Here is a 15186-nt window from a genome sequence, read left to right on the forward strand (position 1 = left end):
TTGTGTAACGAGGCCTCAGGTTTCTCGTGCCTCAGAGATTGTGTGTCCGGAGAACCTTTTCAGCCACGGCCTCGGCAGTGATGCCGAAGTGCTTGTAAAGGTCCTTGTAGGGCGCGCTGGCGCCAAACCCATGCATGCCGACGAAAATTCCGTCGGGGCCGATGACCGAATCCCAGCCGAAGCGCACGGCGGCCTCGACCGCGACCTTGATCGGCGCATCGCCGATGATCTCCCGGCGCACCTTCTCGGGCTGGGCCAGGAACAGGTCGAGGGACGGCACCGATACGACACGGACGGCGAAGCTCTGGTCTTCCAGGAGCTTCTGGGCGGCGAGGGCGATCTCCACCTCGGATCCGGAGGCGAAGATGGTGGCACGGGCCGGGCCGCTGGCCGGGGACAGCTCATAGGCGCCGGTGGCCGAGAGGTTCTTGGCGCCGCCTTCTTTGCGGACCTGGGCTAAGTTCTGGCGGGTGAGCGCGAGCGTCGTCGGGCCGTCCGTACGCTCAAGGGCCATCTGCCAGGCTTCCGCCGTCTCGATGGCGTCCGCCGGGCGGAACACGCGCATCTTCGGCATGGACCGCAGGGCGGCCAGGTGCTCCACGGGCTGGTGGGTCGGGCCGTCCTCGCCGAGGCCGATGGAATCGTGGGTCATGACGTAGATCGCCGGAATGCCGGCGAGCGACGCGATGCGCATGGCCGGACGGGCATAATCGGTGAAGACCAGGAAGGTCGCGCCTGCCGGCACGTAGCCGCCATGGAGCGCGATGCCGTTCATGGCCGCCGCCATGCCGTGCTCGCGGATGCCGTAATGGATGTAGCGGCCGGCGTAGTTGCCCGGCGAGATGGCGGTCAGGTTCTTGGTCTTGGTGTTGTTCGACGGCGTCAGGTCCGCCGAGCCCAGCACCAGCTCCGGCACGGCCTCGGTGATCACCTCGAGGGCGATCTCGCTCGCCTTGCGGGTGGCGACGTTCTGCGGCTCGGCGATCAGCCGGTCCTTCAGCTTGGCGACGGCCTCGGCGAGGCCTTCGGGGCGCACGCCCTTCACCCGGCGCTCGAACTCGGCGCGCTTCTCGGGCGCGAGAGCCTTCAGGCGCTCTTCCCAGGCCTTGCGCTGGCGGCGGCCCTTCTTGCCGGCCTTCGCCCAGGCGTCGCGGATGGTGTCGGGAATCTCGAAGGGAGCATGGCCCCAGCCGTAAGCGGTCTTGGCGCCCGCCAGCTCCTCGGCTCCCAACGGCTCGCCGTGGGCCTTGGAGGTGCCGGCCTTCTTGGGCGCACCGTAGCCGATGGTGGTCTTGCAGGCGATCAGGGTCGGATTGTCCGACTTCTGGGCGCGGGAAACGGCGCGTTGCAGGGCCTTGGGATCATGACCGTCCACGCGCACGGCGTTCCAGCCGCAGGCCTGGAAGCGCTTCACCTGATCGACCGAGTCCGAGATGGAGAGCGGGCCGTCGATGGAGATGCCGTTGTCGTCCCACAGGACGATCATGCGGTTGAGCTTCAGGTGGCCGGCAAGCGCAATGGCCTCGTGGCTGATGCCTTCCATCAGGTCGCCGTCGGAGGCGAGCACGTAGGTATGGTGATCGACGAGGTCGCTGCCGTATTCGGCATTGAGCATGCGCTCGGCGAGCGCGAAGCCGACCGCCGTGGCGATGCCCTGGCCGAGCGGGCCCGTGGTGGTCTCGACGCCCGGCGTCATGAAGTTCTCGGGGTGGCCCGGGGTCTTGGAATCGAGCTTGCGGAAGTTCTTCAGCTCCTCGATGGTCATGCCCTTCACGCCGGTCAGGTGGAGCAGGGCATAGAGCAGCATCGAGCCGTGGCCGGCCGACAGGATGAACCGGTCGCGATCCGGCCAGGTCGGGTCGGCGGCATCGTATTTCATGAACTTGGTGAACAGCACCGTTGCCATGTCGGCCGCGCCCATGGGCAGGCCCGGATGGCCGGATTTGGCCTGTTCGACGGCGTCCATGGCGAGGACGCGAACGGCGTTCGCCAGATCGGAATGGGTGACGCGATCGGCGGAGACGGTATCTTGCACGGCGAGATCCACAAGGCTTGAGGCCCCGCAACGGGGCGGTCTGTCTGGAAAAGGCGTGGGCTCCTTAACACGCGGCCAAGGCGAGTCAAAGACTGGAAGGGTGTAATCCCCTTTACGACTGTCGGTATCCGCGCTCGCGAATGCCGGTGCTCAACCCCTTAAGAGGCGCCTCGATGATGCGGAAAACCGGGTCCACTTTTCCGCACGATGCCGGAGCATCGGACCCGAAAGTGGGATCCACTTTCGGGATCGCTCCGATGCTCCTCTCATTGAAAAGCGCATCGTGTAGGCTGGAAAACCGGGTCCACTTTTCCGCACGATGCGTTAGTGTCTTGGGCGATTCAGGAGGCATGATGGCGCCCACACTCGAGGAAGCGATGAAGCGGCTGGACATGGCCTTGGGTCTCCTGGAGGCCTCCGTGTCCCGTCGCCTGGAGGCCGACAGGCGGCGCGGGGCCCTGGAAACCGAGCTCCAGCTCATGCAGGACGACCGGGCCCGCCTCGCCGTGGAGCTCGACGGCGCGCTGACCCGGCTCCATCGCTTCGAGGCGGCGACCGACGATGTCGGTCGGCGGGTCCGCCAGGCCATCGGCGCCGTCCAGACCGTCCTCGCCCAGGCCGGCCAGCTTGAGCCCGAGGAGGGCTAGACCATGCCTCAGGTGACGGTGATGATCGCCGGACAAGCCTATCGCGTGGCCTGCGCCGAGGGCGAGGAGGGGCATCTCGAAGCCCTGGCGGCGTCCTACGATGCCCGGATCGAGGAGATGCGCGCCGCCTTCGGCGAGATCGGCGACCTTCGTCTCCACGTGATGGCGGCCATCGCCCAGGCGGACGAACTGCACGAGACGAAACGGCGGGTCGCCGCGCTGGAGGCCGAGGTCGCGGCGCTCAACAGCATCAACGCCTCCCGGGACGAGCGCCTGGAGCGGATCGAATCGCGGCTCGCCGAGGGCGTCCAGATGGCGGCCAAGCGGATCGAGGATCTGGCCCGCAGCCTGAACGGGGCGGGGCAGGGGGCGACTGGATAAAACCTTCCCGTCATGGCCGGCCTCGTGCCGGCCCTCCCGATTGTGTGAAGCGCCGCGCCTTTCAGAAGCGAGATCACCGGCACAAGGCCGGTGATGACGTGGTACGGGCAAAAGCCGGCGGAACGGGTCGAGTATCGCGCTCCGACTTTCCGCCCCTGCCCTGAGCTCCTCTCCCAAGGGGAGGGAAGAAGCCTTCAATTCAACGAGAGACGGTGCTGGCGCTGCCGGAGCTGGGTCAGAAGCTCCACATAGGGCTCCCGCTTTTCCCGATGGGCAGCCTCGATCTTCCTCCTGATGTAGTCCTTCAATTCATGGTCGGACATGTTCTTCTCGACCTTGTCCAACTCGACCTGATACTCGAAATCGATATTGCCAATCATGTGCAGCACTTCCCGCATCATGGAATCGATACTGGGAGAGGTGGTGCACTCCTTACGATACAGTTCTTTGTAATTGTTCCGTTTCAGATGGGCCATGTTTCCTCCGTCGAGCGATGGCACATCCCCCACAACACCAGAATGAGCGCATTTCGGCCCCTGCGCCACCCCGTAATTTCCCTGATATGTTCCCGTTGCCCAGGCCAGGTCGCAAAGATCTCCGGCCTGGCTCACTTTTCCCCTTTCCCCCGGACCTTCTCGTCCCTACATAGGGAAGGCGGGGCTGCGGGGCGCGTTAGGAGTTCATTTTCCCCGGGGCCTTATCGATCCTGAAGGGAGCTGTCCCTGACCCGGTCCGTGGACCGGGACACACGGCGCCCACCTACTTTGTAGGTTCCCGGGATCGCTTCTCCGACGGTTTCTGTGGCTCCGCACTCTATGCAATCTCCTTCCCCTCCCGTCTTGAAAGAGCGCCTGCGCAGCGAGGTTCTCGCGCGCCGCGATGCTCTCGACCGGGAGTTCCGCGACGAGGCCGCCCGGCGCATCGTCGCCAGCGCCCTCGGCTTTCCCGATCTGAACGACGTCACCCCCGTCGGAGGCTATTGGCCGATCCGCAGCGAGGTCGATCCGCGCCCTCTCATGGAGGCGCTGATCGAACGCGGGCAGGATGTCGCTCTCTCCCAGATCCTCCACCCCCATTTGAGCTGGCGCCTATGGCAGCCCGGCGACGTGCTGGTCAAAGGCGGCTTCGGCGTGCGCGAGCCCGGCCCCAACGCGCCGGAGGTGTTTCCCAAGGCGCTCATCGTGCCGCTCGTCGCCTTCGACCGGCGGGGAGGGCGCATCGGCTACGGCAAGGGACATTTCGACCGGGCCATCGCGGCGCTCGAAGCGCAGCATCCGGTCTTGACCATCGGTCTGGCTTATGCGGTTCAGGAGATCGACGAGGTGCCGGTCGAGCCCCATGACCGGCTCCTCGACGTTGTCATCACCGAAGCCGAACTTATTCGGACCGTATCCTAGTCAAGGATTCATCATGCGCCTCCTCTTTCTCGGCGATATCGTCGGGCGGCCCGGCCGCAACGCGGTGATCGAGCGACTGCCGTCCCTGCGGGACCGTTGGCGGCTCGATTGCGTGGTCATCAACGGGGAGAACTCCGCCGGCGGCTTCGGCATCACCGAGACGATCTGCGACGAAATCCTCGCTGCCGGCGCCGACGCCATCACGCTCGGCAACCATTCCTGGGACCAGCGCGAGACGCTCGTGTTCATCGAGCGCCAGCCGCGGCTCATCCGCCCGGCGAACTACCCGCCGGGCACGCCGGGACGGGGCGCCAACCTCATCGACACGCGCTCGGGCGCCCGCGTCCTGGTGGTGCAGGCGATGGGCCGTCTCTACATGGATGCCCTCGACGATCCTTTCTCGGCCGTCGATCGAGAACTCGAGACCTGCCCCCTGGGCCAGGTGGCCGATGCGGTCATCGTCGACTTCCACGCGGAGGCGACGAGCGAGAAGGAGGCCATGGGCCATTATCTCGACGGGCGGGCGAGCCTCGTGGTCGGGACCCACACCCATGTGCCGACCGCCGATCACCGGGTGCTTGCGGGCGGCACCGCCTACATGTCCGACGCGGGCATGTGCGGCGATTACGATTCCGTCCTCGGAATGCAAAAGGAGGAGGCGATCCGCCGCTTCATCCAGAAGACGCCGGGCACCCGCCTGGAACCGGGCCTGAACGAGGGCACCCTGTCCGGCATCGCGGTCGAGACGGACGACCGCACCGGCTTGGCCGTGCGCGTGGCGGCGGTCCGGCTCGGGCCGAACCTGGAGGAGACCTGGCCACGGTTCTGGGATTGATGGGCTCTCTCCGACGTCATGGCCGTCCCCGGACTTGATCCGGGGACCGGTCCCGGCCATCCCGATCACTTGAAGTGTCGCGCTTCTCCAATCGGGATCACCGGCACAAGGCCGGTGGTGACGTGGTAGGCGTGATCAGGGCACATGAGCAAGCGCTGCCCTTTACCCCGTGCGGCATCGTCCCCATCTTGGCGCCACGGAGGACAAGGTGGACGCCAAGATCGAGCCGGCCAGTGCCAAACGAACGCCTTACCAAGAGGAAAGCGAGTTCCATCGCGCCCACGAGCACCAGAGCGCCTCCGCCGTTCTGCGCGCCGTGATCGACGAGGCCAAGGGCGAGACGATCTCGATTCGAGAGATCATCGAGGCCTTCGGCGAGCGGGCCTTCGGCTTCGTGCTGATCCTGTTCTCCCTGCCCAACTGCGTGCCGGCCCCGCCCGGCATTGCCGGCATCGTCGGCACGCCGGTGCTGATCTTCGGCATCCAGATGATGCTGGGTCATACCCGGCCCTGGCTGCCGGGCTTCGTCCTGCGGCAGACGGTCTCCACGGCGAAGTTCAAGCGCCTCATCGACATCGCGGAGCCCAAGCTTCAGAAACTCGAGAGCTGGTGCAAACCCCGCCTGCTCCCGCTCTTCGGCCCCTTCGGGGACCGGGTGGCCGGGTTCTTCGCCTTCCTGGTTGCCGTATCGGTGCTGATTCCGTTCCCCGGCACCAATTTTCCTCCCTCCATCGCACTCGTCATCGCGTCCATCGCCATCATGGAGGAGGACGGCTATCTCCTGATCGTCGGGTACCTCATCGGACTGGCGGGGCTGGCCTACACGGCCACGGTCCTGGGCGCCTCCTATCATCTCATCCTGGCCGCCATTCACAACCTGCCGTCCTGGCTTGGGTTCTAAGACCGGCAGGTATTTTCGGGATCTCGTCGAGAGGGCTTTGCCTGAAGCCCTTCGCCGCCTTATAAGCCTGCCATCGTCAACTTTTCCGGCCTGACGGGCGCTTGAAGTGCAAGCTGCTCTCGGCCGAACGTTTCGGAGGCCCCGATGGCCGGGCATTCTCAGTTCAAGAATATCATGCACCGCAAGGGCAAGGTCGATGCGGTGCGCTCCAAGGTGTTTTCCAAGCTCGCCCGCGAAATCACCGTGGCGGCCAAGATGGGCATGCCCGACCCCAACATGAACCCGCGCCTGCGTGCCGCGATCCTCGCCGCCCGCGCCGAGAACATGCCCAAGGACAACATCCAGCGCGCCATCAACAAGGCCTCCGGCGGCGACGCGGAGAACTACGACGAGATCCGCTACGAGGGCTACGGCCCCGGCGGCGCCGCCATCATCGTCGAGGCGATGACCGACAACCGCAACCGCACCGCGTCCGACATCCGCTCCTACTTCACCAAGAGCGGCGGCAACCTCGCCGAAACCGGCGCCGTTTCCTTCATGTTCGACCGGGTCGGCTATATCGAGTTCGGCCCCGACGTGGCGGATGCCGATACCATGCTGGAAGCCGCCATCGATGCCGGGGCGGACGACGTGGTCTCCTCCGAGAACGGCCACGAGATCTATTGCGACCAGGGCTCCCTCAACGAGGTGACCAAGGCCCTCGAGGACAAGTTCGGCGAGCCCAAGGCCTCCAAGCTCGTCTGGAAGCCCCAGACTCCGGTCGCGGTCGACGACGAGACCGGCGAGAAGCTCATGAAGCTCATGGAATCGCTGGAGGAGCACGACGACGTCCAGAGCGTCTACGGCAATTTCGAGCTCTCCGACGCCCTGATGCAGAAGATGGCGGAGTGATATTGGTTGTGCGTCATGCCCGGGCGTGTCCCGGGCATCCACGTCTTCTTAACCGTTGATGGCGTGGATGGCGGGATCAAGTCCGGCCATGACGATGGAGAAAGAAAGTGACCGAACGCGTCCGAATCCTCGGTTTGGATCCCGGCCTGCGCAACACGGGCTGGGGCGTCATCACCGTGGAGGGGACGAAGCTCTCCTACGTGGCCTGCGGGGTCGTGACCTCGGACGGCGACCTCGACCTGGCGCTTCGCCTCAAGCAGCTCCACGACCGGCTCACCGAGGTGATCCGGACCTGGACGCCCGACGAGGTCTCCGTCGAGGAAACCTTCGTCAACAAGGACGCCCAGGCGACCCTTAAGCTCGGCCAGGCCCGCGCCATGTCCCTGCTGGTCCCGGCCCTGCACGGCCTGCCGGTGGCGGAATACGGCGCCAACCAGGTGAAGAAGACCGTGGTGGGCGTGGGACACGCCGAGAAGGATCAGGTCCAGGCCATGGTCAGGATCCTGCTGCCCAAGGCCGAGTTCAAGAAGGCGGACGCCGCCGACGCGCTGGCCATCGCCATCGCCCACGCTCATCACCGCAAGGCCCGTGCTTTGGTGGCGAGCCTCTGAGATCGTTTGAAAGGTGTCATCCTGGACGGAGCGCAGGCGAAGATCCGGGATCGCGGTGAGAACAAAGCGCGACCAAAGGCTTCCTTTTCAAGAGAAACAGTGTTTTATCCTGCACACGGTCCCGGGTTCTGCTCCGCAGCCCCGGGATGACCATGAGGAGCAAAGACTGACGTGATCGGCAAACTCAAAGGCGTGGTGGATTCCTACGGCGAGGATTTCGTGATCCTCGACGTGCACGGGGTCGGCTACGTGGTCCATTGCTCCTCCCGTACGCTCCAGAACCTGCCGTCCACCGGCGAGGCGGCGGTCCTGTCCATCGAGACCCATGTGCGTGAGGACATGATCCGCCTGTTCGGCTTCCGGTCGGATTCGGAGCGGGAATGGTTCCGCCTGCTCCAAAGCGTGCAGGGCGTGGGCTCCAAGGTGGCCCTCGGCATCCTGTCGGTGCTCGACCCCGGCAGCCTCGCCACGGCCATCGCGACGGGCGACAAGGCCTCCGTGGCCCGCGGACCCGGCGTCGGCCCCAAGCTCGCCCAGCGCATCGTCTCCGAACTCAAGGACAAGGCCCCGGCCTTCTCACCCGTCGATCCCGCCCTCATCCGCCTCACCGGTGCGGTGGAGGACAGGAGCGCGCCCGCGCCGGTCGCCGATGCCATCTCGGCGCTGGTCAATCTCGGCTATCCCCAGGTCCAGGCCTCCGCCGCCGTCGCCGCCGCCATGAAGCAGGCGGGCGACGAGGCCGAGGCGAAGACGCTGATCCGGCTGGGGTTGCGGGAGTTAGCGCGGTGAAACCGGTCATCCCCGGCGGCAGACCGATCATAACACCCTCACGTCATCACCGGCCTTGTGCCGGTGATCTCGATCGGAAAGCTACGCCGCTTCAAAGGATCGGGATGGCCGGGACAAGCCCGACCATGACATGGTGGGAGCCATCCCCAGCGGCCGCAGGCCGGGAAGGGGCCCCATCGCTTTGCGCTTGATCGTCGCTTCCCTTCCCCTCCGCTGCGCTCCAGCCGGGAATGACAAAGGTCGCATTGTTCCTGTTTTGATCTTGTTAAGAATGGCGTATTAGAGCGTCATCGCCTATATGAAGTCCCTGGAAGGTAAGCCTCTTTGACCGATTCCCGCCGCCTGCTCAGCCCTGAAAAGCGCGAGGACGATGTCGATGCGTCGATCCGGCCGCTTTCGCTCGACGATTTCACGGGCCAGAAGGCCGCGCGGGCCAATCTCCAGATCTTTATTAATGCCGCCAAGGCGCGGGGCGACGCCCTCGATCACGTGCTCTTTGTCGGCCCTCCGGGGCTGGGCAAGACCACGCTGGCGCAGATCGTCGCCCGCGAGCTCGGGGTGAACTTCCGCTCGACCTCGGGCCCCGTCATCGCCAAGGCGGGCGATCTGGCGGCCCAGCTCACCAACCTGGAAGAGCGCGACGTGCTCTTCATCGACGAGATCCACCGCCTCAACCCGGCGGTCGAGGAAATTCTCTACCCGGCCATGGAGGATTACCAGCTCGACCTCATCATCGGCGAGGGCCCGGCCGCCCGCTCGGTGAAGATCGAGCTGCCGAAATTCACGCTGGTGGGTGCAACCACCCGGGCGGGCCTGCTCACCACGCCGCTGCGCGACCGGTTCGGCATTCCGATCCGGCTCGAATTCTACACGGTCGACGAGCTGGAGCTGATCGTCCGGCGCGGCGCCCGTGTGCTGGGGCTGGGCATGAGCGAGGAGGGCGCGAACGAGATCGCCCGCCGCTCGCGCGGCACGCCCCGCATCGCCGGGCGCCTTCTTCGCCGCGTGCGCGACTTCGCCATCGTCGAGGGTGTCCAGACAGTGTCGCGCGACCTCGCCGACAAGTCCCTCCGCCTCCTCGACGTGGACCCGATCGGCCTCGACCTCATGGACCGCAAATACCTGACCATGATCGCGGGTTCCTTCGGTGGCGGGCCGGTCGGCATCGAGACTATCGCGGCAGCCCTCTCCGAGCCCCGCGACGCCATCGAGGACATCATCGAGCCCTACCTGATCCAGAAGGGCTTCGTGCAGCGCACCCCGCGCGGCCGCATCCTCACGCCCCACGCCTTCAAGCATCTCGGCATCCCGGAGCCGACCCGCGAGACGGCGGCGCAGTTCGGGTTGTTCAACGGGGATGGGGATGAGTGAGAAGCGCGATACAAACACCTCCCCCTTGAGGGGAGAGGTCGCGCCGGAGGCGCGGGAGGGGGTGGAAACACACCCTGCGTCGGTGCTGCCACCCCACCCCAGCCTGACAGCTGGCGCTCCCCCACAAGGGGGGAGAGGGCAGGTCGGCTCTCACCTCTCCGGCTTCATGCAGGACGGCGCGCATGTCCTTCCCCTCCGCGTCTATTACGAGGACACGGACTTCTCCGCCCGCGTCTATCACGCGAGCTATCTGCGCTTCATGGAGCGCGGGCGCACGGAGCTTCTGCGGGCCGTCGAGGTAGCCCAGTCGGACCTCCATGCAGACATGGACGGGCTCGCCTTCGTGGTCCGCAAGATGAATATCGACTTCCTCGGCGGCGCCGTGATGGACGACGTACTCACCATCGTGACCCGCCCGAAGGAGATGCGCGGCGCGTCGATGACGCTCTCCCAGGAGGTGCGCCGGGGCGACGAGGTGCTCGTGAAGGCCGACGTGATGGTCGCGGCCGTCCGGGGAGGGCGAGCCGTGCGAATCCCGGACGAGTTGCGGGCGGCGTTGAGCGTCCATTCCTAGGGCCATGTCCTGCCCCATGGTCAGTGCGTAGGAGCCCTGCCTCACGCGCATGTCAGCCGGAATTTCCATATCGATTTCAGGTCATTCGCCTCTGCGCGGCCGCAGTTAAACCAGACCTTAACCTTACCCTGTGCCTAACAGGTAACGGTCTGGAGCGATCTCGAGCCTTGCTGCCCGGTGCCCTTATTTTCGACAGATTCAAGGGCGAACGAGCAGTAATACAAGAACAGATTTTCCTAGACCATTCTGCGGTGGGCCCTGGAGTTCTTCCAAGGCTGCTCGAAGAGCGAGGACGAGACTTATGAACCCGGCTGATGTGGCCCAGGTCGCTCCTGTGGCCCACGAACTGTCCTTCTTCGGCCTGTTCTGGCAGGCCCATTTCATCGTCAAGCTCGTGATGCTGGGCCTGCTCACGGCCTCCGTGTGGTGCTGGGCCATCATCATCGACAAGACCCTGCTTTATTCCCGCTCCAAGCGTGCCATGGACCGCTTCGAGGATGTGTTCTGGTCCGGCCAGTCCCTCGAGGAGCTGTACCGCTCCCTCCAGAGCCGCCCGGCTACGGGTCTCGCGGCCGTGTTCGTCGCCGCCATGCGCGAATGGAAGCGCTCCTTCGAGGGCTCTGGTCGCTCGTTCCAGAGCCTGCCCCAGCGCATCGACAAGGTGCTCGACGTCACCATCCAGCGCGAGGTGGAGCGGCTCAATTCTCGCCTGACGGTGCTGGCCTCCATCGGTTCGGCCGGTCCCTATATCGGCCTCTTCGGCACGGTCGTGGGCATCATGAATTCCTTCACGTCCATCGCGGCCTCCAAGAACACCAGCCTTGCGGTCGTGGCGCCCGGCATCGCGGAGGCGCTCTTCGCCACCGCCATCGGCCTGTTCGCGGCCATTCCGGCGGTGCTTGCCTACAACAAGCTGCAATCGGAGGTCGGCAAGCTCCAGACCCGGCTCGAGGGCTTCGCCGACGAGTTCTCGGCCATCCTGTCGCGCCAGATCGACGAGCGCATCGGCCATGCGGGGCATCACCCCGCCAATGCGGCCTAAGGGAGACCGGGCATGGCCATGACGGCAGGATCAGCGGGCGGCGGACGGCGGCGCAGGCGCGGCCGGACTCCGGGCGCGATCAACGAGATCAACATGACGCCGTTCATCGACGTCATGCTGGTGCTGCTCATCATCTTCATGGTGGCGGCGCCCATGATGACCGCCGGCGTGCCGCTCGACCTGCCGCAGACGAAGGCCGCGCCGCTGAATTCCGACGCGACGCCCGTGACGCTCTCGATCAAGGCGAACGGCCAGGTGTTCCTGGGCGAGACCGAGCTGGTTGACGAGGCCATCGTCGGCAAGCTCGCCGAGGTGTCGAAGTCGGGCTTCGACGAGCGCGTCTTCGTGCGCGGGGACAGACGAGTGGATTACGGGCGCGTCGCGCAGGTGATGTCGATCGTGACCACGGCAGGCTACAAGCGCGTCGCCCTCGTGACCGAGGTCGATCAGCGCTGAGCGGGATTGAGGACAAGGGGCAAACACACGTGGCGTTGAAGCTGAAATTCAACACCTCCGAGCCGGGCCTTTGGGTCTCGGGCGTCACGCATGCGTCGCTGTTGGCCGCCGCCCTGATCGGCCTGTCGGTCGGGACCGAATTTCCCCCCGCCGAGGAAGGCATCCCGGTCGAGATCATTACCGACAACCAGCTCTCGCAGATCACCAAGGGCGAGAAAACCGGCAAAGAGGTGCAGCCGAAGCCCCGCGCCGAGCGCGTGGCCGACAAGACCGAGCTGAAGGATCCGGGCGAGGACAAGCGCGACGCGCCGGCGCCGCCCAAGCGGCCGGCCGAGATGAAGGTCGCCGAGAAGGAAGAGCCGGTCGCCGCCCAGCCTCCGCCGCCCGCGCCGCCCACGCGCTCGCAGGAAGAAAAGGCCGCCCAGGCCAAGGCCGAGGAAGAAAAGAAGCTGCAGGAAAAGGCGGAAGCCGAGGCCATCGAGAAGGCGAAGGCCGCCGAGCAGGCCAAGATCGAGGCCGAGGCCAAGGCGAAGGCCGAAGCGGAGGCGAAAGCCAAGGCGGATGCCGAAGCCAAGAAGATCGCCGAAGCGAAAGCCAAGGCGAAGGCCGAGGCCGAAGCCAAGGCGAAAGCGGAGGCCGAGAAGAAGCTCGCCGAAGCCAAGGCCAAGGAAGAGGCCGAGGCGAAGGCGCGCAAGGAAGCCCAGCTCGCCAAGAAGCTCGACATGGGTGACCTAAAGCAGTTCCTCGACAGCAAGGAAAAGAGCCAATCCACCGGGGCGACCGGGGCGGAGGTTCAGAAGGCTGCGTCGCTCGGTGCACCCAACAGTTCAGCCTCAAAGTTGAGTCCGAGCATGAGGACCGCTCTAATTAGCTTCTTCCAGGAAAAGATCATGCCCTGCTACAGCCCGCCTTTGAGCGCATCCGCGGGCACTGTGATCCCACCCCGGATCGGCATTCCGCTGAACAAGGACGGTTCACTGGCAGGTTCGCCCCAAATCATTAGTGCTGGCTCGTCTGCATCCGATCGAGCGACTGCTGAGGCTATCGTGCGTGCCGTGCGCCGTTGCGCTCCTTTCCACGTTCCCGCTCAGTTCATGCCGTACTATGCGGGCGATGAGGGCTGGAAAGAACTTGACGTCATCTTCGATCTTTCATGATCGCCTATACCTTCCGAGATAGAATGCTCATGATCACTCGCCTCATTTCCCGTCTCCTCGTCGCGCTCGCCGTCGTCATGCCCATGGCGGCGCTCGCGCCGTCCGCTCAGGCCCAGCTTTCGTTCCGCGTCGGTCCAGGCGGGCAGTTCCAGCCCATGCCCATCGCCGTGGCCGATTTCTCCGGCGAGGGCGATCTCGGCCAGCGCGTGTCCGGGATCATCACCAGCAACCTGCAGCGCTCGGGCTATTTTGCGCCGCTCGACAAGTCGCGCTTTCCGGAGCGCCCGTCCTTCGACGCCGCGCCGCGTTTCGACGCCTGGAAGATGGCGGGCGCGCAGGCTCTCGTGACGGGCCGCGTGTCGCGCGATCCTTCGGGGCGTCTTCGCGCGGAGTTCCGCCTGTGGGATATCGAGTCGGGCCAGCAGCTCGCCGGCCAGCAATACGTGACCGACGCCAATTTCTGGCGCCGCATCGGCCACATCATTTCGGATGCGGTCTACACCAAGGTGACGGGCTTCGGCGGCTTCTTCGACACGCGCATCGTGTTCGTCGATGAATCGGGCCCGAAGGAGAACCGCCGCAAGCGGCTCGCGATCATGGACCAGGACGGCGCGAACGTGCGCTATCTGACTCAAGGAGACACGTCCGTGGTGACGCCGCGCTATTCGCCGGCCACGCAGGACATCACCTACTCGGCTCAGGTCGAGGGCCAGCAGCCGCGTGTCCAGGTGATCAACCTGGAGACCGGGACCCGTCAGGTTCTCGGCAACTTCCCCGACATGGCCTCCTCGCCGCGTTTCGCGCCGGACGGGCAGCGGATCGTCCTGAGCCTGCAGCAGGGCGGCAATGCCAACATCTTCATGATGGATCTGGGCTCGCGCAACACCACGCGTCTGACCTCGACGGCCGCCATCGACACCTCGCCGTCCTTCTCGCCGGACGGCAGCCAGATCGTGTTCGAGAGCGACCGCGGCGGCAAGCAGCAGATCTACGCCATGAACGCGGACGGCTCGAACCAGCGCCGCATCTCCTTCGGCGACGGCTCCTATTCGCAGCCGGCCTGGTCGCCGCGCGGCGACTACATCGCCTTCACGAAGCAGCGCGCGGGCGGCTTCGCCATCGGCATCATGAAGCCGGACGGCTCGGGCGAGCGCATCCTGACGGAAGGCTTCCACAACGAAAGCCCGACCTGGGCACCGAACGGCCAATACATCCTGTTCTTCCGTGATCCGGGCGGGCAGGCCGGCGGCAAGCTCTACATGGTCGACATCACCGGCCGCGTGGAACAGCCGGTGCCGACCCCGTCCTTCGCGTCCGACCCGACGTGGTCGCCGCTATTGAGCGAAAGCCGGCAGAGCAACTGATCAGACACGAAAAAGGGGCCCGTCGGGGCCCTTTTTTACTCAAGTGTGCATCGGCGCCGCGCTGCCGGTTTCGTCCTTGTAGCCCTTGAGCTTGAAGGCGAGCATCAGGAGCGAAATGCCGAACACGAGCGCGTAGGCTCCCAGCCACCAGGTCAGCACCACGGCGCCGATCAAGGGGGCGACCAGCAGCGAGACGCCGAAGAGTACCGACACGATGCCGCTGAAGATCAGCCAGCCTCGGCCGTAGGCCGGGTTCAGCTTGAAGGCGGCAACGATCATAAGGACGCCGGTGATCAGCGACCACACGGCCATCAGGGTGACGAAGAACACGACCGTCAGTCCCGGCATCATGAAGGCGATGACGCCGACCAGGATGTTCAGGATGCCTCCGAGGATCAGAAGGCCCCAGCGCTGGTGTTCGGACGCTGCCCTGATGCCCGCGACGATTTCGAACGCGCCGTCGACCAGCATATAGGCCGCGAAGACCCAGACCAGGGACAGGAGCGTGGCTCCGGGCATGAAGAAGGCGATGAGTGCGAAAATGATCGCGAAGACACCGCGGAGCGCCAGCGCCCACCAGTTCTGCGCCAGAAGCCGGCTCATGGCGTGGGTTCGGTCAAGGGTGTCGAAAGTGCCTGTGGTGCCTGTAGCCATAGGAAGTCCTCCTCGAAAAGGGACATTCAGCCTAGAGCATCGGACCCAAAAGTGGATTGCACTTTTGGGATCTGATCCGAT

The 15186-nt window shown here is 65.3% G+C and carries 17 protein-coding genes and 1 other RNA gene; 15 read left to right on the plus strand and 3 right to left on the minus strand.

Annotated features, from left to right (window positions below; genetic code table 11):
• Positions 1–31 precede the first annotated feature (31 nt).
• Positions 32–1966: a transketolase gene (gene tkt / locus AB4097_RS03120; RefSeq protein WP_442037244.1), complete on the minus strand. Its 1935-nt coding sequence runs from the start codon at positions 1964–1966 to the stop codon at positions 32–34.
• Between the two features lie 422 nt (positions 1967–2388).
• On the opposite strand from tkt, the gene AB4097_RS03125 reads away from it, so the two are divergent.
• Positions 2389–2682 carry a DUF4164 domain-containing protein gene (locus tag AB4097_RS03125; RefSeq protein ID WP_009763427.1) on the plus strand — a complete coding sequence of 98 codons (294 nt, stop codon included), beginning with the start codon at positions 2389–2391 and terminating at the stop codon, positions 2680–2682.
• Between the two features lie 3 nt (positions 2683–2685).
• A complete protein-coding gene (locus AB4097_RS03130) occupies positions 2686–3063 on the plus strand; it encodes a cell division protein ZapA (RefSeq protein WP_442037151.1) in 378 nt (125 codons plus the stop codon).
• 194 nt (positions 3064–3257) lie between these two features.
• Here the strand turns inward: AB4097_RS03130 and AB4097_RS03135 are convergent, their stop codons facing one another.
• Positions 3258–3539, minus strand: a complete 282-nt coding sequence (locus AB4097_RS03135; protein ID WP_442037152.1) for a hypothetical protein — start codon at positions 3537–3539, stop codon at positions 3258–3260.
• A 178-nt stretch (positions 3540–3717) separates the two neighbouring features.
• Here AB4097_RS03135 and ssrS point away from each other — a divergent pair.
• The 13 genes from ssrS to tolB all read left to right on the plus strand — a co-directional run bounded on the left by ssrS (position 3718) and on the right by tolB (position 14451).
• Positions 3718–3874: non-coding RNA, 6S RNA (gene ssrS, locus AB4097_RS03140), on the plus strand.
• 4 nt (positions 3875–3878) lie between these two features.
• Positions 3879–4460, plus strand: coding sequence for a 5-formyltetrahydrofolate cyclo-ligase (locus tag AB4097_RS03145; RefSeq protein ID WP_442037153.1), 582 nt, complete (start codon positions 3879–3881; stop codon positions 4458–4460).
• Positions 4461–4473: 13 nt separating this feature from the next.
• Positions 4474–5295 carry a TIGR00282 family metallophosphoesterase gene (locus AB4097_RS03150; RefSeq protein ID WP_442037154.1) on the plus strand — a complete coding sequence of 274 codons (822 nt, stop codon included), beginning with the start codon at positions 4474–4476 and terminating at the stop codon, positions 5293–5295.
• 208 nt (positions 5296–5503) lie between these two features.
• Positions 5504–6196, plus strand: coding sequence for an exopolysaccharide biosynthesis protein (locus tag AB4097_RS03155; RefSeq protein ID WP_442037155.1), 693 nt, complete (start codon positions 5504–5506; stop codon positions 6194–6196).
• A 144-nt stretch (positions 6197–6340) separates the two neighbouring features.
• On the plus strand, positions 6341–7087 hold the full coding sequence (locus tag AB4097_RS03160; RefSeq protein ID WP_442037156.1) for a YebC/PmpR family DNA-binding transcriptional regulator: 747 nt from the start codon (positions 6341–6343) through the stop codon (positions 7085–7087).
• A 107-nt stretch (positions 7088–7194) separates the two neighbouring features.
• A complete protein-coding gene (ruvC, locus tag AB4097_RS03165) occupies positions 7195–7698 on the plus strand; it encodes a crossover junction endodeoxyribonuclease RuvC (protein WP_181051457.1) in 504 nt (167 codons plus the stop codon).
• Positions 7699–7869: 171 nt separating this feature from the next.
• Positions 7870–8487, plus strand: a complete 618-nt coding sequence (ruvA, locus tag AB4097_RS03170; protein ID WP_442037157.1) for a Holliday junction branch migration protein RuvA — start codon at positions 7870–7872, stop codon at positions 8485–8487.
• 324 nt (positions 8488–8811) lie between these two features.
• On the plus strand, positions 8812–9858 hold the full coding sequence (gene ruvB / locus AB4097_RS03175) for a Holliday junction branch migration DNA helicase RuvB (protein ID WP_442037158.1): 1047 nt from the start codon (positions 8812–8814) through the stop codon (positions 9856–9858).
• Positions 9859–10024: 166 nt separating this feature from the next.
• Complete coding sequence (gene ybgC, locus AB4097_RS03180) at positions 10025–10432, plus strand: tol-pal system-associated acyl-CoA thioesterase (protein ID WP_442037245.1); 408 nt, start codon at positions 10025–10027, stop codon at positions 10430–10432.
• A 301-nt stretch (positions 10433–10733) separates the two neighbouring features.
• Positions 10734–11474, plus strand: a complete 741-nt coding sequence (gene tolQ, locus AB4097_RS03185) for a protein TolQ (protein ID WP_442037159.1) — start codon at positions 10734–10736, stop codon at positions 11472–11474.
• A gap of 12 nt (positions 11475–11486) precedes the next feature.
• Positions 11487–11930: an ExbD/TolR family protein gene (locus AB4097_RS03190; protein ID WP_442037160.1), complete on the plus strand. Its 444-nt coding sequence runs from the start codon at positions 11487–11489 to the stop codon at positions 11928–11930.
• 29 nt (positions 11931–11959) lie between these two features.
• Positions 11960–13087, plus strand: a complete 1128-nt coding sequence (gene tolA / locus AB4097_RS03195; protein ID WP_442037161.1) for a cell envelope integrity protein TolA — start codon at positions 11960–11962, stop codon at positions 13085–13087.
• A gap of 29 nt (positions 13088–13116) precedes the next feature.
• Complete coding sequence (gene tolB / locus AB4097_RS03200; protein WP_442037162.1) at positions 13117–14451, plus strand: Tol-Pal system beta propeller repeat protein TolB; 1335 nt, start codon at positions 13117–13119, stop codon at positions 14449–14451.
• A 39-nt stretch (positions 14452–14490) separates the two neighbouring features.
• Here the strand turns inward: tolB and AB4097_RS03205 are convergent, their stop codons facing one another.
• Complete coding sequence (locus AB4097_RS03205; protein ID WP_442037163.1) at positions 14491–15105, minus strand: HdeD family acid-resistance protein; 615 nt, start codon at positions 15103–15105, stop codon at positions 14491–14493.
• Between the last annotated feature and the right edge of the window lie 81 nt (positions 15106–15186).

The sequence above is a fragment of the Microvirga sp. 2MCAF35 genome (assembly GCF_052115545.1).
Lineage (GTDB): Bacteria > Pseudomonadota > Alphaproteobacteria > Rhizobiales > Beijerinckiaceae > Microvirga.

Coding starts and splice junctions, on each gene's coding strand:
- AB4097_RS03190 (WP_442037160.1), top strand. CDS start 11,487: ATGGCCATGACGGCAGGATCAGCGGGCGGCGGACGGCGGCGCAGGCGC.
- AB4097_RS03125 (WP_009763427.1), top strand. CDS start 2,389: ATGGCGCCCACACTCGAGGAAGCGATGAAGCGGCTGGACATGGCCTTG.
- AB4097_RS03145 (WP_442037153.1), top strand. CDS start 3,879: ATGCAATCTCCTTCCCCTCCCGTCTTGAAAGAGCGCCTGCGCAGCGAG.
- tolB (WP_442037162.1), top strand. CDS start 13,117: ATGATCACTCGCCTCATTTCCCGTCTCCTCGTCGCGCTCGCCGTCGTC.
- AB4097_RS03160 (WP_442037156.1), top strand. CDS start 6,341: ATGGCCGGGCATTCTCAGTTCAAGAATATCATGCACCGCAAGGGCAAG.
- tkt (WP_442037244.1), bottom strand. CDS start 1,966: ATGGACGCCGTCGAACAGGCCAAATCCGGCCATCCGGGCCTGCCCATG.
- ybgC (WP_442037245.1), top strand. CDS start 10,025: ATGCAGGACGGCGCGCATGTCCTTCCCCTCCGCGTCTATTACGAGGAC.
- AB4097_RS03135 (WP_442037152.1), bottom strand. CDS start 3,539: ATGGCCCATCTGAAACGGAACAATTACAAAGAACTGTATCGTAAGGAG.
- AB4097_RS03130 (WP_442037151.1), top strand. CDS start 2,686: ATGCCTCAGGTGACGGTGATGATCGCCGGACAAGCCTATCGCGTGGCC.
- AB4097_RS03150 (WP_442037154.1), top strand. CDS start 4,474: ATGCGCCTCCTCTTTCTCGGCGATATCGTCGGGCGGCCCGGCCGCAAC.
- tolQ (WP_442037159.1), top strand. CDS start 10,734: ATGAACCCGGCTGATGTGGCCCAGGTCGCTCCTGTGGCCCACGAACTG.
- AB4097_RS03205 (WP_442037163.1), bottom strand. CDS start 15,105: ATGGCTACAGGCACCACAGGCACTTTCGACACCCTTGACCGAACCCAC.